The sequence below is a fragment of the Variovorax sp. PBS-H4 genome, assembly GCF_901827205.1.
Classification (GTDB): domain Bacteria; phylum Pseudomonadota; class Gammaproteobacteria; order Burkholderiales; family Burkholderiaceae_C; genus Variovorax.
Map to the genome: position 1 here is coordinate 2,819,028 of NZ_LR594675.1, position 17,141 is coordinate 2,836,168.

Below are 17,141 nucleotides of genomic sequence, written 5' to 3' on the forward strand. Positions count from 1 at the left end.
CGTGGACAGCGGCTGTCCAGCGCAGGCGGCGAAGGTGCCGTACCAAGCTTAACCTCAGGTGAATGCCACGCCCGCGCTCAGCGCGTGATCTGCACGAACACTTCGTTGGGCTTGACCATGCCGAGCTCCTGGCGGGCGCGCTCCTCGACCATCTCCATCCCTTCCTTCAGGTCATTGACCTCGGAGTTGAGCCGCTCGTTGGCAAGTGCCGCCTTCGCGTTCTGGTCCTTCTGCTCGGCGAGTTGGTCCTTGAGCTGCGCCACGTCGCGCACGCTGCCGCGCCCGGTCCAGAGCTGCCACTGGAGGATCAGCAGCAGCAGGACCAGGATGACCGGAACGATGCGCGAACGCATGGTGCCCCGTTCCGCGGATCAGCGCAGGTTGTAGAACGCGGCACGCCCGGGATAGCTGGCGACGTCGCCGAGGTCTTCCTCGATGCGCAGCAGCTGGTTGTACTTGGCGATGCGGTCCGAGCGCGACAGCGAGCCGGTCTTGATCTGCCCGGCGTTGGTGCCCACCGCGATGTCGGCGATGGTGGAGTCCTCGGTCTCGCCCGAGCGATGGCTGATCACGGCGGTGTAGCCGGCGCGCTTGGCCATCTCGATGGCGGCGAAGGTCTCGGTCAGCGTGCCGATCTGGTTGATCTTGATCAGGATCGAGTTGGCGATGCCCTTCTCGATGCCTTCCTGCAGGATCTTCGTGTTGGTAACGAAGAGGTCGTCGCCCACCAGCTGCACGCGCTTGCCGAGGCGGTCGGTCAACAGCTTCCAGCCGTCCCAGTCGCCTTCGTGCATGCCATCCTCGATGCTGATGATCGGGTACTTGTCGACCCAGGTCGCCAGCATGTCGGCCCAGTTGCCGGCCGACAGCGTGAGGTTTTCGCCGGCCAGCACGTACTGGCCGTCCTTGTAGAACTCGCTGGCGGCGCAGTCCAGGCCCAGCGCAATCTGGGTGCCGGCGGCATAGCCGGCCTTGTCGATCGCCTCGAGGATCAGCTGGATCGCGGCCTCGTGGTTCTCGACGCTGGGGGCGAAGCCGCCCTCGTCGCCCACGGCCGTGCTGATGCCGCGGTCGTTCAGGATCTTCTTGAGTGCATGGAAGACCTCGGCGCCGTAGCGCACCGCCTCGCGCAGGCTGGATGCGCCCACGGGGATGATCATGAACTCCTGCAGGTCCAGGCTGTTGTTGGCATGTGCGCCGCCGTTGATGACGTTCATCATCGGCACCGGCAATTGCATGCCGCCCATGCCGCCGAAGTAACGGTACAGCGGCAGGCCCGACTCCTCGGCCGCGGCGCGAGCCACGGCCATGGAGACGGCCAGGGTCGCATTGGCGCCCAGGCGGCCCTTGTTCTCGGTGCCGTCGAGGTCGTTGAGCGTGCGGTCCAGGAAGGCCTGCTCGCTGGCGTCCAGGCCCAGCACCGCTTCCGAGATCTCGGTGTTGATGTTCTCGACCGCCTTCAGCACGCCCTTGCCCAGGTAGCGGCTCTTGTCCCCATCGCGCAGCTCGATGGCCTCGCGCGAACCGGTGGAAGCACCCGACGGGACGGCGGCGCGGCCCATAGTGCCCGATTCGAGCAGCACGTCGCATTCGACAGTGGGGTTGCCGCGGCTGTCGAGGATCTCGCGCCCGACGATGTCAACGATTGCACTCATTCAATTTCCTTCTGCAGTATCTGAATCTGATTTGGGGATGCGTTCATTGAAAGGAGTCTTCCAGGAACGGGTTCTTCTTGGTGACGCGGTCGAGGGCCAGAAGCGTCTCGAGCAGTGCCTTCATGTGCTTGAGCGGCACCGCATTGGGCCCGTCGCTCAGGGCTTTGGCGGGGTCGGGATGCGTTTCCATGAAGAGGCCCGCCACGCCCACAGCCACCGCGGCGCGCGACAGCACCGGCACCATCTCGCGCTGACCGCCGGAGCTGGTGCCCTGGCCGCCGGGCAACTGCACCGAATGCGTGGCGTCGAACACCACCGGCGACCCCGTCTCGCGCATGATCGCCAGCGAGCGCATGTCGGACACCAGGTTGTTGTAGCCGAAGCTGGCACCGCGCTCGCAGGCCATGAAGCTGTCTTCCGGCAGGCCCTTTTCCTTGGCAGCCGCGCGCGCCTTGTCGATCACGTTCTTCATGTCGTGCGGCGCGAGGAACTGGCCCTTCTTGATGTTGACCGGCTTGCCGGACTGGGCGGCGGCGCGGATGAAATCGGTCTGGCGGCACAGGAAGGCCGGTGTCTGCAGCACGTCGACCACCTTCGCGGCGGCAACAATGTCTTCTTCGGTGTGCACGTCGGTCAGCACCGGCAGCGCCAGTTCGCGCTTGACCTTGGCGAGGATCTCCAGGCCCTTGTCGCGTCCGGGACCGCGAAAGCTGGTGCCCGAGGAGCGGTTGGCCTTGTCGAAGCTGCTCTTGAAGATGAAGGGGATGCCCAGCAAGCCGGTGATTTCCTTCAGCGTGCCGGCGGTGTCCATCTGCAGCTGCTCGGACTCGACGACACACGGCCCCGCGATCAGGAAGAAGGGCTTGTCCAGCCCGATGTCGAACCCGCAAAGCTTCATAGATCCCCCCACGCTTGCCGCTTGGTGTGCTGCGCGGCCCCCCAGGGGGCTTTTGCGGCTGGGAGCGGTCCGGCGCCGCTCATGCCACGACCTTCAATGCCTGCTTGTCCGCGCCCTGGTGTTCGAGCGCCGCCTTGATGAAGGCGTTGAACAGCGGATGGCCGCTCCACGGCGTGGACTTGAACTCGGGGTGGAACTGCACACCCATGTACCAGGGGTGCACGTCCCTCGGCAGCTCGACGATTTCGGTCAGGTGCTCGCGCTGCGTCAACGCCGAGATCACCAGGCCGGCGCGGCGCAGCTCGTCGAGGTAGTTGGTATTGGCCTCGTAGCGGTGGCGATGGCGCTCGGTGACCACGTCGCCGTAGATGCTGTGGGCCAGCGTGCCGGGCGCCACGTCCGAGCTCTGCGCGCCCAGGCGCATGGTGCCGCCGAGGTCGGACTTCTCGTCGCGCAGCTTGATGGTGCCGTCGCGGTCCTTCCATTCGGTGATCAGCGCGATGACGGGGCAACTGGTGTCGGGATCGAACTCGGTGCTGTTGGCGTTCTTCAGGCCGGCCACGTTGCGTGCGTACTCGATGGTCGCGACCTGCATGCCCAGGCAGATGCCGAGGTAGGGGACCTTGGTCTCGCGGGCGAAACGGGCCGCGGCGATCTTGCCCTCGACGCCGCGCTGGCCGAAACCGCCCGGCACCAGGATGGCGTCGTACTTGCCGAGCCGGGCCACGTCCAGCGGCGAGATGGTCTCGGAGTCGATGTAGTCGATCTTCACCCGCGCATGGTTCTTCAGGCCGGCATGGCGCAGTGCTTCGTTGAGCGACTTGTAGCTGTCGGACAGGTCGACGTACTTGCCGACCATCGCAATGCTCACTTCCTTTTGAGGATGCTCGACCTCATACACCAGGTCGTCCCAGCGCTTGAGCTTGGCGGGCGGGGTGTTTATGCGCAGCTTGTCGCAGATCAGGCCGTCGAGGCCCTGCTCGTGCAGCATGCGCGGGACCTTGTAGATGGTGTCCACGTCCCACATGGAGATCACGCCCCACTCGGGCACGTTGGAGAAGAGCGAGATTTTCGCGCGCTCGTCGTCGGGAATGGGCCGGTCGGCGCGGCACAGCAGGGCGTCGGCCTGGATGCCGATGGCGCGCAGCTCCTTGGCCGTGTGCTGGGTGGGCTTGGTCTTGAGCTCGCCGGCCGCCGCGATCCACGGCACATAGCTCAGGTGCACGAAGGCCGAATTGTTGGGGCCCATGCGCAGGCTCATCTGGCGCACGGCCTCGAGGAAGGGGAGGGACTCGATGTCGCCCACGGTGCCGCCGATCTCGACGATGGCCACGTCGACTTCGTGCGCCGTCCCGATGCCGGCGCCGCGCTTGACGTACTCCTGGATCTCGTTGGTGATGTGCGGAATCACCTGCACCGTCTTGCCGAGGTAGTCGCCGCGGCGCTCTTTCTCGAGCACCGACTTGTAGATCTGGCCCGTGGTGAAGTTGTTGGCGCGGCGCATGCGCGTCGTGATGAAGCGCTCGTAGTGGCCGAGGTCGAGGTCGGTTTCGGCGCCGTCGTCGGTGACGAAGACCTCGCCGTGCTGGAAGGGCGACATCGTGCCGGGGTCGACGTTGATGTAGGGGTCCAGCTTGATGAGGGTGACTTTGAGGCCGCGGGACTCGAGGAGTGCGGCCAGCGAGGCGGAGGCGATTCCCTTGCCGAGGGAGGACACCACACCACCGGTGACGAAGACGAATTTGGTCATGCCAGTTCCGAACGTGCAGGTCCGGGCAGTGGGAAATGCAGATTATAGGTGCCGCCTCCGAGCCGCACGGCCGCTGCGAAGGCGAATAGCACCGCAGCGAAAGGCCAAGGTACTCCGGCGGCCTTCGAAGGCGAGGGGACGGCGCGTGAACGCGCGTTCACGCGCGCGTAGTGGGGCTGCTACATTGCCGGCTTATGCAAGCTCTGCAAGACCTCGCCGGCAAACACATCGTCCTGGGCCTCACGGGCGGCATCGCCTGCTACAAGTCGGCGGAGCTCTGCAGGCTGCTGGTCAAGGCCGGTGCCGGTGTGCAGGTGGTAATGACCGAGGCCGCGACCCAGTTCATGACCCCAGTCACGATGCAGGCCCTTTCCGGCCGCCCGGTCTATCTCTCGCAGTGGGATGCACGCGAGCCCAACAACATGCCGCACATCAACCTGAGCCGCGAGGCCGATGCGATCGTGCTGGCACCCGCCAGTGCAGACTTCATTGCGCGCCTGGTCCAGGGACGTTCGGACGAGCTGCTGAGCCTGCTGTGCCTCGCGCGCCCTGTGGAGCGCGTGCCGCTGCTGATCGCGCCTGCCATGAACCGCGAGATGTGGGTTCACCCGGCGACCCAGCGCAACCTGCGCCAGGTCGATGCCGATGGCGCCCGCGTGCTGGGCGTCGGCAACGGCTGGCAGGCCTGCGGCGAGACCGGCGACGGCCGCATGCTCGAACCGCAGCAGCTGTTGGAAGAGATCGTGGCGCAGTTCCAACCCAAGGTACTGGCCGGCCGTCAGGTGGTGGTGACGGCAGGGCCGACCTTCGAAGCGCTCGATCCGATCCGCGGCATTACCAACCATTCATCGGGCAAGATGGGCTTTGCGATCGCGCAGGCTGCGCGCGAAGCGGGCGCCCAGGTCACGCTGGTGGCGGGCCCGGTGCATCTGCCCACGCCGCGCGGTGTTGTGCGCATCGACGTGACTTCGGCGCGCGAGATGCTGGAGGCCAGCCGACAGGCCACGCAGCTGGCGTCGGTGTTCGTCGCCACCGCCGCAGTGGCCGACTGGCGCCCGGCGTCCCACAGCGAGCACAAGATCAAGAAGGACGGCAGCGGCGGTGCGCCGTCGCTGCAGTTCGTCGAGAACCCGGACATCCTGCTGACGATCGCGCAGGGCGAGCGTGCCAGGGCCGGCAAGCTCTACTGCGTGGGCTTTGCGGCAGAGAGCGAGAACCTGGTAGCGCATGCCAAGGCCAAGCGCGAGCGCAAGGGGATTCCCCTGCTGGTAGGCAACATCGGCCCGCTGACCTTCGGGCAGGACCACAACAGCCTGCTCCTGGTCGATGAAGAAGGTGTGCGCGAGCTGCCGCGTGCGCCCAAGCTTGCGCTGGCACGCGAACTGGTGGCTGAAATCGCAGCACGCCTGCCGCCAGGGAGCGCTTGATGAATCCGCAATGGAACACGCCGCCGGACGGCGACTTCGCACGCTACGTCGAGCGTCTTGCGGCCCAGGCCATGCAGCCGCATCGGCCCCCCCAGGAAGGCGAGCACGGGCTCGATGTAGGCATGACGCAGCGGTCACCGGATGCCGAGCCGGTCCATCTGCCGCAGGCGCAGGGGCCTTCCACGGAGGCCGGCGCCCGTCCTGCCCGCCACCTGCTCAAGGCCGCGGGCATCGCCTGGGTGGTGGTCCTGATGGTGCTGCTGGTGGCCGGCGCGCCGGCAGGCATTTTCCTGGGCCTGTTCGCGGCCGGCCTGTGGCTGGGCTACAAGTTCAAGCACCTGTTCATGCCGCCCGGCGTGGAAAACTGGAAGCAATGGCTCGAAGAAGCCGCCAAGCGACAACAGCAACAGCAACTGCAGCAGCAGCAACGAAAGCGCAATCCCAAGTGAACGTCGACGTCCGAATCCTCGATCCCCGCATGCAGGACCAACTGCCTGCCTACGCCACCCCCGGCAGCGCCGGCCTTGACCTGCGCGCCTGCCTGGATGCACCCATCACCCTCGAGCCCAATGCCTGGCAACTCGTAGGCACCGGCATCGCGATCCACCTGGCGGACCCGGGTTATGCAGCGCTGATCCTCCCGCGCTCGGGCCTGGGCCACAAGCATGGCATCGTGCTGGGCAACCTCGTGGGCCTGATCGATAGCGACTACCAGGGCGAGCTCAAGATCAGCGCCTGGAATCGCAGCGACACCGCTTTCGTCCTGCAGCCGATGGAGCGGCTGGCGCAGCTGGTGATCGTACCGGTGATGCAGGCGCAGTTCCGCGTGGTCGCGGAGTTCCCGCCGAGCGCCCGCGGCGAAGGCGGCTACGGGTCGACCGGCAAGCATTGACGTGGGTGTGTAGGCGGGCGCCTTCGGGCTCCGTGCCCTGTGGCTCACAGGTAAAGAACGGAACCGGCACTATGCCGTCAGCGTCGAAGGTTTCAACATGTGTTGAAGCGGTCATCGCGCCGGAGCGTGATGCGTTGAAACCATGGAGAGCGCGCTGCGCCGATCCGTTTCGAGGAGTACACACCATGAAGACCCCAACTCGCCTTGTTTCCGTCACCCTCTCCGTGCTTGCGCTGTCCGCGCTGACCGCTTGCGTAGCGCCACAGCCCGTTTACGAGAGCGCGCGCTATCCCTACCAGCCGGTCTATCCCGTAGCGCCATCGGCTTACGTCGAGTACGGCCGCGTCGCCAACATCGAGGTGATCCGCAGCCAGACGTCCGGCGCCGGCCCGAGCGGCGGGGGTGCAGTGGCGGGTGGCGTCATCGGTGGCGTCGTGGGCAATCAGTTCGGCCACGGCAGCGGCCGTGCCGCAGCCACCGCGCTCGGCGTCATCGGGGGCGCGCTGCTGGGCAACAGCGTCGAGGCCAATGCGAATGCACCGCGCGTTTACGAGAACTATCGCATCTCGATCCAGACGGAGCAGGGCGCCTATCGCTCCTTCGATGTGCCAAGCCCGGGCGATCTGCGTATCGGCGACCGCGTACGCATCGAAGGCGGACAGATCTCGCGCGTCTGAGCGCGATTCAAGACGAAAAGCCGGGCGGTGCCCGGCTTTTTTCGTTGGTCGAGCCTTCAGTGCAGCGTGTCGTTGCCCGGTGCGACAGGTGCAACCTTGAAAAAGCCGGTCCCGGCGGTGCCACGGCCAATTTCTTCCTCCGTCGCCTCGCGTACCGAGCGTACGGTCAGATCGAGCCGCAGCGCGATGCCTGCGAGCGGGTGGTTGCCGTCGAGCACGAGGTGCTCGGGGTAGATCTCGCTCACGGTGTAGATCGTGTCCCGGGGAATGTCTGGACTCACGCCGGCAGGGAGCGCAGCGCCATCGAAAGTCATGCCTTCCTCGATGCCTTCCGGAAAGAGGCTGCGCGGTTCGAGGAAGAGCAATTGCTCGTTGAAGTCGCCGAAGGCCTGCTCCGGCTCGAGCTGCAGCTGCACGCGCGCCCCCGGCTCGTGCCCGCGCAGCGCCGACTCGATGACGGCAAAGAGATCTTCGCCGCCGACCAGGAACTCCACGGGTTCCTCGAGCACGTCCAGCACGTCGCCGAGGGTGTCCTTCAGCGTCCAGGTCAGGCCGACCACGCATTGTTCAGAGATTTCCATACGAGAATTCTCCCATGGAGATTGAACGACCCCTGGCCCTGCTCGGAGGCCTCAGCGCCTCGCAATTCATGCGGCGCCATTGGCAGAAGAAGCCCTTGCTCGTGCGCCAGGCCGTTCCGGGCATGGTGCCGCCGATGGATCGCGAGGCGCTGTTTTCGCTGGCCGGCCGCGAGGAGGTCGAGTCGCGGTTGATCCGCCACGGCAAGAGTGGCTGGACCCTCAAGCACGGTCCTTTCGCACGCCGCGCGCTGCCTTCGCCGAAACAGGCTGCGTGGACCCTGTTGATCCAGGGCGTGGACCAGCACGACCAACGCGTGCATGAACTGTTGCAGCAGTTTCGTTTCGTACCCGACGTGCGGCTCGACGACCTGATGATCAGCTATGCGAGCGACACCGGCGGCGTCGGCGCGCACTTCGACAGCTACGACGTGTTCCTGCTCCAGGCGCACGGGCGCCGCCGCTGGTCCATCGGCAGGCAGCGCGACCTGCGCCTCGAACCCGGCCTGCCGCTCAAGATCCTTGCGCATTTCGAGCCCGAGCAGAGCTTCGTGCTCGAACCCGGCGACATGCTCTACCTGCCGCCGCGCTATGCCCACGATGGCGTCGCAGAGGGCAGTGATTGCATGACCTATTCCATCGGTCTGCGCGCGCCGGCGGCCGCGCCGCTGGGCGCCGACCTGCTGGCCCGCATTGCGGAGGCGCAGGCTGAGTTGCTGCAGGACGCGCCTGCCGTATCGGCCGCCCACTACAAGGACCCGGCGCAGCCGGCGGTGGCCACGCCGGCCGAAATGCCGCCCGCGCTGCAGGCGTTCGCGCGCGAGGCCGTGCTCTCGGCGTTGCGCGATCCCGATGCGATCGACCGTGCCCTGGGCGAATCGATGACCGAGCCCAAGCCCACCGTGTGGTTCGAACAAGGCGAGCCGCCGGTCGAACTGAGCGCTGTCTCGCTCGACCGCCGCACGCGCATGCTCTACGACGCGCGCCATCTCTACATCAACGGCGAGAGCTTCCGTGCCTCCGGGCGCGATGCCCGCCTCATGCGCCGTCTGGCGGACCAGCGCGCGCTGACGCCGCGCGAACTGGCGACCGCCAGCGAGGACGCGCGAGCATTGCTGAAGGACTGGTGCGAAGCGGGGTGGCTGCATGCCGATGAATGAAATGCCTGTCGACGACGCGTTGCCCGAGGGGGCATTCGACGGCCGCCGCGCATTCGAGGCGCATCTGCACGCCGCGCTCGCCGCCGCCGCTCGGGAGAACTGGCGCGAGATCGTGTTCGCCGATCCGGCCTTCATCGACTGGCCGCTCGGGGAACGTGCCATGGCCGAGGCCCTGCAGGCCTGGTCGGCGGCAGGCCGCAGCTTCGTGATGCTGGCGCAGCGCTTCGACGTGTTCGAGCGCGAGCATGCGCGCTTCGTGACATGGCGTCGCATGTGGAGCCACATCATCGATTGCCGCGCCTGCAGCGGGCCGGGCTTGCCACAGGTGCCGAGCGGAATCTGGACGCCGGGCTGGTTTCTGGCACGCATGGACGTGGAGCGGGTGCGCGGCGTCTGCGGCCGCGATCCAGAGCGCCGGCGTGCCCTGCGCGAGCGCATGGACGAGTGCTTGCGTCATGCGAAACCTGCATTTCCGGCGACGACTCTGGGCTTGTAAGCCAATGCCGCGAATCGCGGCGCAACAGGTGGTTCACCCAGGGTACAGGTCTAGAATTTTTCTTCGAGACCTCAATCCCAAAGGAGCCATGTAATGAGAAAGTCCGCCCTGCTCGCCTCGTTGACCGTCGCGGTGGCCCTTGCCGCCTGCGGCAAGAAGGAGGAGTCCGCGCCGGCCGTCGTGACCCCGCCACCTGCCGCGACGACGCCGGCACCCGCTCCGGCGCCTGCACCAGCGCCTGCACCCGACACTTCGTCGTCCTCGTCTTCGTCTTCAATGCCTTCCGCGGCGCCAGCGCCGTCGCCCGGAGCTTCTTCGGCGCTCGACGCCGCCAATGCCGCGACCGACGCTGCCAAGAAGAAGGAAGACGCACCCAAGCAGTAAGGCTGCTTTGCAGCTTCGCCAGGAGGCCGCCCTAGTGCGGCCTTTTTCATTGCCGCGCCTCAAGATGAAAATTGTCTTCTCGACGGCAGTGACGACGCGGAGCGAGAACGTGTCGGGCTCCTAAGCCCGGAGCTCCAGCCAGCCAGAGCCTTCGGCGGCGTTGGCGGTCAACATCTCGTCCTCGCTCGCACCGAGCGCCTCGGCCATCGCGCGCCGCACGAGCTCGGGACGGTTGTTCTGTTCGCTGAGGTGCGCGCCCAGCATGTACTGCAGGCCATCGTGGCGCAGGGCGTGTGCAATTGCCGCCGCGGCGGCGTTGGACAGGTGGCCGTAGTTGCCGCCCACGCGCAGCTTGAGGAAGGGCGGATAGGCCGAGCGGGCCAGCATGTCGCTGTCGTGGTTGAACTCGAGCATCAGCGCGTGGATTCCCGCCAGGCGGGCGAGCACGTGCGGTGTCGCATGCCCCAGGTCGGTCAGCACGCCGAGGCTGCGTGCGCCGTCGCTGCAGCGCAGTTGCAGCGGCTCGCGCGCATCGTGCGGCACCGTGAAGGGCTGTACCAGGAGGCCACCGATTTCGATGTCGTTGCCGTCCCGCGCGAAATGCAGGCGGCCCTCGAAGTCGTGCCCGCCCGATGCAAGCCAGGTGCCCTCGCTCATCCAGACCGGAATGCGCTCGCGCTTCGATAGCGCTCGGGCGCAGCCGATGTGATCGCCATGCTCGTGGGTGATGAAGATCGCATCGAGGTCGCAGGCTTCGAGGCCCGCGCGCGCCAGGCGAGCATCGAGGTGCTTGAGCCCGAAGCCGCAATCGATCAGCAGCCTCGAGCGGCGTCGGTCGCTGGTCGCCTCGACCAGCGTCGCATTGCCCGTGCTGCCGCTGCCCAGGCTGCGGAAGCGCAGCACCTAGATGGACCCGGGTTCAGGTGGAACACCGCGGAACCGGCTTTGCCGGGCCGCTGGTGCTGCCCCCGGTAGGGGGTGGGCGCCTGAACACGAAGTGCCGGGCAACCTGGGGGAGAGCGTCATTTCAAGTCGTCGGCGATGACCTGGACGATGCGCTGCGCATTGGCCGATGTTTCGGCTGCTCCGCTGTCGTTCTGCACCGACACCGTGCTGGTCTCGCCCTGGCCCTTGACCAGGATGCGGAACTTGAGCGGCGCCTCGGTCTTGCTCGAACTGAAGATCTTGGAGAAGAAGCCCGGCTCCTTCTTGTCGGGGTTCGGCGGCACGTAGCGTACGAAGTACACGCCGGCGGCCCGGTCGCGGTCCTCGACGGTGAAGCCGGTGCGGTCCAGTGCAAGGCCGACGCGGCGCCAGGCCCGGTCGAAGTTCTCGTTGATCTGCACCACGGGCTGGCCACCGACATTGGAAATGCTGGCCGTTCGTGCCGGCGCGCTGGTTTGCGCAACGAGCTTGGCCTGCTCCTGCGAGACGCCCAGCTTCACCATCAGGCGGCGCAGGAATTCCGTCTCGAGTTCGGGGTCGCTCGGGCGCGGCTGCCAGACCGTCTGGTCCTGGCGCGTGTTGGTGTAGACCTCCTGCATGCCGCGATGGCTGACGAAGATCTCGGTCGTGCCGTTGGCGCCGCGTTCGATGCGGGTGCGGAAACGGTCGAGCTCGCCGGTGGAGTAGATCGCGTCGACCAGCTTGCCCAGCGTGCCGCGGATCACGTCCTGCGGCAGCTTGGCGCGGTTCTCGGCCCAGTCGGTTTCCATGATGCCGAGGTTGCGCTGCTCGGTGGTCAGCAGGAAGCCGCTCTCTTGCCAGAAGTCCTTGATGGGTTCCCACAGCTGGTCGGCAGGGCGGTTGACCACGATCCAGCGCTGCGTGCCCGAGCGTTCCATGCGTACGTCACCGAGATTGGAGACTGCCGTAGGAATGCTGGGGGCGTTGGCGGCGCCGGCCTGGTAGGCGTTGGCCGAGACCGCGTTGCCAGGCACGGCGTAGCGATTCTCGCGCGACAGCTGCGTGAGGTCCGGCGGCACTTCGAGTGAAGGCGCCTTGCCGGCGCTCTTGTAATCGATCTTGTCGCTCTCGAGGACCGAGCAGGCGGCGAGGCTGGCGACCAGGGCCAGCAATGCGAATCGCGAAAGGGTGTTCAACGTCATCTTCCTTGTGGAATGTTTAGCGCAATCGTCTGGCTGCAGCGCCGCTGTGTCAGAGCGCCGGCCCTGCAAAAAGGTTGCCGGTGTCGAGGTGCGGCAGGTAAAGATGGGATCAGTCCTTGAGGAGCCCTGTGGCACGCAGCGCGGATTCGACGACGGGACGGGCCGACTCGGCGAGTTCCGTCAGCGGCAGGCGCAGCGCCCCGCCGCATAGCCCGAGCCGTGCCATCGCCCACTTCAGCGGAATCGGGTTCGGCTCGACGAACAGATGGCGGTGCAGCGGCATCAGCTCGAACTGGATCTGCATCGCGCGCTTCGCGTCGCCGGCGATGGCCGCGACGCACAGCTCGTGCATCTTGCGGGGCGCCAGGTTGGCTGTCACGCTGATGTTGCCCTTGCCACCGCACAGCATCAGCGCAACAGCGGTGGGGTCGTCGCCCGAGTACACCGCGAAGTGCTTCGGCACCTCGCGGATCAGCCACTGCGCGCGCTCGATGTTGCCGGTGGCTTCCTTGATGCCCACGATGCCGGGCACCTGCGCCAGGCGCAGCACGGTGTCGTGCGCCATATCGGCGACCGTCCGGCCGGGCACGTTGTAGAGCACCACAGGAAGGTCGCCGACTGCCTCGGCAATGGCCTTGAAGTGCTGGTACTGGCCTTCCTGCGTCGGCTTGTTGTAGTAGGGCACCACCTGCAGCTGCGAATCGGCGCCGACGCCCTTGGCGAAGCGAGCGAGCTCGATGGCCTCGCTTGTCGAATTGGCGCCGCAGCCGGCCATCACGGGCACGCGGCCGCGGGCTTGCTCGACCGACACGCGGATGATCTCGCAGTGTTCCTCGACGTTCACCGTCGGCGATTCGCCGGTGGTGCCAACCACGCCCAGGCAATCGGTGCCTTCGTCGATGTGCCAGTCGATCAGCCGGCGCAATGCGGGATAGTCAACGCTGCCGTCGTCATGCATCGGCGTGACGAGCGCGACGATGCTGCCTGTCAGTTGCTCCAAGGGGGTCTCTTTGTCGGTTGCGGAAAGGCAGCCATTCTACTGACTGGCCCGGCCAGCCGGTCAGAGGGGGTAGCGCAAAGGGCTGCGAGCCGAGCCTTCCGGCGGCCGCACGGCTGCGATCCGCTGCACGAAGCGTTCCGGGTCGGCGAGAAATCCGTCTTCGTAGGCCACCACCCGCAGCCCGGCGCAGGCGACGAGCAGCTCGCCCGGCTGCAGCAGAAAGTCCGGCCGCGAGGGCTTGCCTACGCTCTCGTTGCCGGCGGCGAAGGTCTCGTACAGCAGCACGCCGCCGGACGCCACTGCCGCCACGATGTCGGGCAGCCTCGCGCGCCAGAGGTAGTTGGTCACGACCACCGCGCCGAAGAACTGGCCCGCGAACGGCCACGGGCCCTGCTCGATGTCGGCCTGCAAGGCCCGCCCAAAGCGCGCCGCGGAGGCGATCGCTTCCGGGGAACGGTCGACGCCGGTGACGGCGTGGCCGCGTTGCGCGAACCAGCCCATGTGCCGGCCGGCGCCACAGGCGACGTCGAGCACGGTGGCGCCCGGGTCGAGCAGGTGCGACCAGCGCGCGACCCAGGGGGAGGGTGCGAGATCGTGGCTCAGAAGCAGGCCCAGACCTGGTCGACCAGCGTCACGAGGAACGCCGGGTGCGTATAAAGGCCGAACACCGCCACGAGCGCCAGCACCGCAGCCGTGAGCCAGCCGGCGTGCACGAGATGGTGGCGGATGTTCGGGCGCATGAGGGCTCAGGCCGGCTGAGGGGCCGGCTGGCGCACGATCGCGCCTTCCTTGACCGGCAGGTTGACCAGCGCCGCGAACACGCCGAGGGCGATCGCGAGATACCAGACGATGTTGTAGCTGCCGGTGCTGTCGTAGAGATAGCCGCCGAGCCAGACGCCGAGGAACGAACCGACCTGGTGGCTGAGGAACACGAAGCCGCCCAGCATCGAGAGATGCGCCACGCCGAAGATCTGGGCCACGATGCCGCTGGTGAGGGGCACGGTCGACAGCCACAGGAAACCCATCACGCTCGCGAAGACGTACACCGACAGGGGCGTGATGGGCGCCGCCAGGAAGACCGCGATGGTCGCCGCACGGCTGAAGTAGATCGCGGCCAGCAGCTTGCGCTTGGCAAGCCGGGCCCCGAGCGAGCCGGCGACATAGGTGCCGAACACATTGAACAGGCCGACAAGCGCCAGTGCGTAGCTGGCCACTTCGGGCGAGAGTCCTTTGTCGCGCAGGTAGCTCGGCATGTGCACGCCGATGAAGGCCAGCTGGAAGCCGCAGACGAAATAGCCCGCCATCAGCAACACGAAGCTGGGGTACTTGAAGGCCTCTCCCACGGCCTGGAGGATGGTCTGGTCGCGGTGGGCGACGGCGGCTTGTCCGACACGCGGCTCGCGCAGCCCGAAGGCGAGCGGCACGATCAGCAGCACCATGAGTGCCAGCACCAGCAGGGCCGTATGCCAGCCGAAGCCTGCGATCAGCTGGCCCTCCACCGGCACCATCAGGAACTGGCCGAAGGAACCCGCTGCGGCCGCCACGCCCATCGCCCAGGATCGCCGTTCGACCGGGATCTGCCGGCCGATCACGCCGTAGATCACCGCGTAGGTGGTGCCGGCCTGCGCTGCGCCGATCAGCACGCCGGCCGTCAGCGCGAACAGGAGCGGCGTGGGCGACAGCGCCATGCCCGCGAGCCCGGCTGCGTAGAGCACGGCCCCCGCCACCAACACGCGGAAGGCGCCCAGCTTGTCGGCCAGCATGCCGGCGAAGACGCCGATCACTCCCCAGGCGAGGTTCTGGATGGCGAGCGCCATCGAGAAGCTCTGGCGCGACCAGCCCTGCTCCTGCGTGATCGGCTGGAGCCACAGGCCGAAGCCGTGGCGGATCCCCATCGACAGGGTGACAATCATCGCGCCGCAGAAGAGGACCTGCTTGAGCGAGAGCGGCTGGGATTGAGCGTGCATCCGGCGACTTTATCGAAAACGACCGAAGTCCACCGGCAACCGCAGCGACTCGCATTGTTGATTTTTTGATCGTGCGTTGATGCAGTCTGCGCATCAACGCCGCTCTGTATGTCCATCCAGGTTTTCGGGAGCCCACGCATACAATCCGCCCCCATGGCGACTCTTACCAAGACTCCTCCGGCCTATTCCGAAGGCTCCATCCGTGTCCTCAAGGGACTCGAGCCCGTCAAGCAGCGTCCGGGCATGTACACCCGCACCGACAACCCGCTGCACATCATCCAGGAGGTCCTGGACAACGCCGCCGACGAGGCGCTCGCCGGCTACGGCAAGAAGATCAAGGTCACGCTGCACTCCGATGCGTCGGTCAGCGTCGAAGACGATGGCCGCGGCATCCCGTTCGGCCTGCATCCCGAGGAGAAGGCGCCGGTGATCGAGCTGGTGTACACCCGGCTTCACGCCGGCGGCAAGTTCGACAAGGGCGCGGGCGGCGCCTACAGCTTCTCCGGCGGCTTGCACGGGGTCGGCGTTTCAGTGACCAACGCGCTGTCGAAGCGGCTGGAGGTCCAGTCCTTTCGCGAAGGCTCGGCCGCGCGCATCGTGTTCGCAGGCGGCGACGTGGTCGAGACGCTGCAGGTTCGTCCCGTCGAGAGCGGCGAGCGTCGCCAGGGCACCACGGTGCGCGCCTGGCCCGACTCCAAGTACTTCGAGTCCGGCACGCTGCCGGTCAACGAGTTGACCCACCTGTTGCGCAGCAAGGCGGTGCTGATGCCCGGCGTGACCGTCACGCTGGTCAACGAGAAGACCAAGGAGACCCAGCAGTGGCTCTATAAGGGCGGCCTGCGCGACTACCTCATGCAGACGCTCAACGGCGACCCGGTGATCCCGTTGTTCGAAGGCGCCGGCCATGCCGACAAGAACGCCGACAACTTTGCCGAAGGAGAAGGCGCCGAGTGGTGCGTGGCCTTCACCGAAGACGGCCAGCCGGTGCGCGAGAGCTACGTCAACCTGATCCCCACCAGCGCCGGCGGCACCCACGAGAGCGGCCTGCGCGACGGCCTGTTCAACGCGGTCAAGAGCTTCGTCGACCTGCATTCGCTCCTGCCGAAGGGCGTGAAGCTGCTGCCGGAGGACGTGTTCGCGCGCGCCTCGTACGTGCTCTCGGCCAAGGTGCTCGACCCGCAGTTCCAGGGCCAGATCAAGGAGCGGCTCAACTCGCGCGACGCAGTGCGGCTGGTCTCCAGTTTCGTGCGCCCGGCATTGGAGCTCTGGCTCAACCAGCACGTCGACTACGGCAGGAAGCTTGCCGAGCTGGCGATCAAGGCCGCGCAGACCCGCCAGCGCGCCGGCCAGAAGGTCGAGAAGCGCAAGGGCTCGGGCGTCGCAGTGCTGCCGGGCAAGCTGACCGATTGCGAGAGCAAGGACATTGCCCACAACGAAGTCTTCCTGGTCGAAGGCGATTCGGCCGGCGGCAGCGCCAAGATGGGCCGCGACAAGGAAAGCCAGGCGATCCTGCCCCTGCGCGGCAAGGTGCTCAACACCTGGGAGGTGGAGCGCGACCGCCTGTTCGCCAACACCGAGATCCACGATATCTCGGTCGCCATCGGCGTCGACCCGCATGGGCCGGACGACACGCCGGACCTCTCCGGCCTGCGCTACGGCAAGATCTGCATCCTGTCGGACGCCGACGTCGACGGCTCGCACATCCAGGTGCTGCTGCTCACGCTCTTCTTCCGGCATTTCCCGAAGCTCATCGACACCGGCCATGTGTACGTGGCCAAGCCGCCGTTGTTCCGGGTCGACGCGCCGGCGCGCGGCAAGAAGCCTGCGTCGAAGGTCTATGCGCTCGACGAGGGCGAGCTCACCGCGATCCTGGACAAGCTGCGCAAGGACGGCGTGCGCGAGAACGCCTGGAGCATCAGCCGCTTCAAGGGCCTGGGCGAGATGAGCGCCGAACAGCTGTGGGAGACCACCCTCAATCCGGACACGCGCCGCCTGCTCCAGGTCCGCCTGGGCCGCTTCGACCTTCTTGGCACGCAGGGCGAGATCACCAAGCTCATGGGCAAGGGCGAGGCCGCCGCGCGGCGCGAGCTCATGGAGCTGCGCGCCGACGACGTCGAAGTCGACGTCTGAGAAACGGACGCGCCGGATC

19 protein-coding genes are annotated in these 17,141 nt (G+C 66.8%); 8 read left to right on the forward strand and 11 right to left on the reverse strand.

Going from position 1 to position 17,141, the window contains the following annotated elements; all coding sequences use genetic code 11:
• Positions 1 to 77: 77 nt before the first annotated feature.
• The 4 genes from ftsB to E5CHR_RS13280 form a co-directional block, all read right to left on the reverse strand.
• The gene (gene ftsB, locus E5CHR_RS13265) at positions 78 to 353 is read right to left on the reverse strand and encodes a cell division protein FtsB (protein WP_162580281.1); all 276 of its coding nucleotides are present in this window, start codon (positions 351 to 353) and stop codon (positions 78 to 80) included.
• Between the two features lie 18 nt (positions 354 to 371).
• A complete protein-coding gene (gene eno, locus E5CHR_RS13270) occupies positions 372 to 1,655 on the reverse strand; it encodes a phosphopyruvate hydratase (RefSeq protein WP_162580282.1) in 1,284 nt (427 codons plus the stop codon).
• 43 nt (positions 1,656 to 1,698) lie between these two features.
• Positions 1,699 to 2,553: a 3-deoxy-8-phosphooctulonate synthase gene (gene kdsA / locus E5CHR_RS13275; protein WP_162580283.1), complete on the reverse strand. Its 855-nt coding sequence runs from the start codon at positions 2,551 to 2,553 to the stop codon at positions 1,699 to 1,701.
• Positions 2,554 to 2,632: 79 nt separating this feature from the next.
• Positions 2,633 to 4,303, reverse strand: coding sequence for a CTP synthase (locus E5CHR_RS13280; RefSeq protein WP_162580284.1), 1,671 nt, complete (start codon positions 4,301 to 4,303; stop codon positions 2,633 to 2,635).
• Positions 4,304 to 4,506: 203 nt separating this feature from the next.
• On the opposite strand from E5CHR_RS13280, the gene coaBC reads away from it, so the two are divergent.
• From coaBC to E5CHR_RS13300, 4 genes are all read left to right on the forward strand, one after another.
• Positions 4,507 to 5,730, forward strand: a complete 1,224-nt coding sequence (gene coaBC / locus E5CHR_RS13285) for a bifunctional phosphopantothenoylcysteine decarboxylase/phosphopantothenate--cysteine ligase CoaBC (protein ID WP_162583707.1) — start codon at positions 4,507 to 4,509, stop codon at positions 5,728 to 5,730.
• Positions 5,730 to 6,179: a hypothetical protein gene (locus tag E5CHR_RS13290; protein WP_162580285.1), complete on the forward strand. Its 450-nt coding sequence runs from the start codon at positions 5,730 to 5,732 to the stop codon at positions 6,177 to 6,179. Before coaBC ends, E5CHR_RS13290 begins: the two co-directional genes overlap by 1 nt.
• Entirely contained in the window at positions 6,176 to 6,622 is a 447-nt protein-coding gene (gene dut / locus E5CHR_RS13295; RefSeq protein ID WP_162580286.1) for a dUTP diphosphatase, read from the forward strand. Before E5CHR_RS13290 ends, dut begins: the two co-directional genes overlap by 4 nt.
• Positions 6,623 to 6,807: 185 nt before the next feature.
• Positions 6,808 to 7,299: a glycine zipper 2TM domain-containing protein gene (locus tag E5CHR_RS13300; RefSeq protein WP_162580287.1), complete on the forward strand. Its 492-nt coding sequence runs from the start codon at positions 6,808 to 6,810 to the stop codon at positions 7,297 to 7,299.
• A 56-nt stretch (positions 7,300 to 7,355) separates the two neighbouring features.
• On the opposite strand, the gene E5CHR_RS13305 is transcribed toward E5CHR_RS13300, so the two are convergent.
• The gene (locus E5CHR_RS13305) at positions 7,356 to 7,880 is read right to left on the reverse strand and encodes an FKBP-type peptidyl-prolyl cis-trans isomerase (RefSeq protein WP_162580288.1); all 525 of its coding nucleotides are present in this window, start codon (positions 7,878 to 7,880) and stop codon (positions 7,356 to 7,358) included.
• Between the two features lie 14 nt (positions 7,881 to 7,894).
• On the opposite strand from E5CHR_RS13305, the gene E5CHR_RS13310 reads away from it, so the two are divergent.
• The 3 genes from E5CHR_RS13310 (at position 7,895) to E5CHR_RS13320 (ending at position 9,917) form a co-directional block, all read left to right on the forward strand.
• The gene (locus E5CHR_RS13310) at positions 7,895 to 9,037 is read left to right on the forward strand and encodes a cupin domain-containing protein (RefSeq protein WP_162580289.1); all 1,143 of its coding nucleotides are present in this window, start codon (positions 7,895 to 7,897) and stop codon (positions 9,035 to 9,037) included.
• Positions 9,030 to 9,533 carry a hypothetical protein gene (locus E5CHR_RS13315; protein ID WP_332061243.1) on the forward strand — a complete coding sequence of 168 codons (504 nt, stop codon included), beginning with the start codon at positions 9,030 to 9,032 and terminating at the stop codon, positions 9,531 to 9,533. The genes E5CHR_RS13310 and E5CHR_RS13315 overlap by 8 nt, the downstream gene beginning before the upstream one ends.
• Before the next feature lie 93 nt (positions 9,534 to 9,626).
• Entirely contained in the window at positions 9,627 to 9,917 is a 291-nt protein-coding gene (locus E5CHR_RS13320; RefSeq protein WP_162580290.1) for a hypothetical protein, read from the forward strand.
• A gap of 120 nt (positions 9,918 to 10,037) precedes the next feature.
• On the opposite strand, the gene E5CHR_RS13325 is transcribed toward E5CHR_RS13320, so the two are convergent.
• The 6 genes from E5CHR_RS13325 to E5CHR_RS13350 all read right to left on the reverse strand — a co-directional run bounded on the left by E5CHR_RS13325 (position 10,038) and on the right by E5CHR_RS13350 (position 14,992).
• Complete coding sequence (locus tag E5CHR_RS13325; protein ID WP_162580291.1) at positions 10,038 to 10,820, reverse strand: MBL fold metallo-hydrolase; 783 nt, start codon at positions 10,818 to 10,820, stop codon at positions 10,038 to 10,040.
• Between the two features lie 119 nt (positions 10,821 to 10,939).
• Positions 10,940 to 12,019, reverse strand: coding sequence for an outer membrane protein assembly factor BamC (bamC, locus tag E5CHR_RS13330; protein ID WP_443083072.1), 1,080 nt, complete (start codon positions 12,017 to 12,019; stop codon positions 10,940 to 10,942).
• A 115-nt stretch (positions 12,020 to 12,134) separates the two neighbouring features.
• Positions 12,135 to 13,025: a 4-hydroxy-tetrahydrodipicolinate synthase gene (gene dapA / locus E5CHR_RS13335; protein ID WP_162580293.1), complete on the reverse strand. Its 891-nt coding sequence runs from the start codon at positions 13,023 to 13,025 to the stop codon at positions 12,135 to 12,137.
• Positions 13,026 to 13,085: 60 nt separating this feature from the next.
• Positions 13,086 to 13,628: a class I SAM-dependent methyltransferase gene (locus E5CHR_RS13340; protein WP_443083116.1), complete on the reverse strand. Its 543-nt coding sequence runs from the start codon at positions 13,626 to 13,628 to the stop codon at positions 13,086 to 13,088.
• Positions 13,625 to 13,765 carry a hypothetical protein gene (locus tag E5CHR_RS13345; RefSeq protein ID WP_174255718.1) on the reverse strand — a complete coding sequence of 47 codons (141 nt, stop codon included), beginning with the start codon at positions 13,763 to 13,765 and terminating at the stop codon, positions 13,625 to 13,627. The genes E5CHR_RS13340 and E5CHR_RS13345 overlap by 4 nt, the downstream gene beginning before the upstream one ends.
• Positions 13,766 to 13,771: 6 nt before the next feature.
• Complete coding sequence (locus E5CHR_RS13350) at positions 13,772 to 14,992, reverse strand: MFS transporter (RefSeq protein ID WP_162580294.1); 1,221 nt, start codon at positions 14,990 to 14,992, stop codon at positions 13,772 to 13,774.
• 153 nt (positions 14,993 to 15,145) lie between these two features.
• Between E5CHR_RS13350 and E5CHR_RS13355 the strand changes: the two genes are divergently transcribed.
• Positions 15,146 to 17,122, forward strand: a complete 1,977-nt coding sequence (locus tag E5CHR_RS13355; RefSeq protein ID WP_162580295.1) for a DNA topoisomerase IV subunit B — start codon at positions 15,146 to 15,148, stop codon at positions 17,120 to 17,122.
• The last annotated feature ends 19 nt before the right edge of the window (positions 17,123 to 17,141 follow it).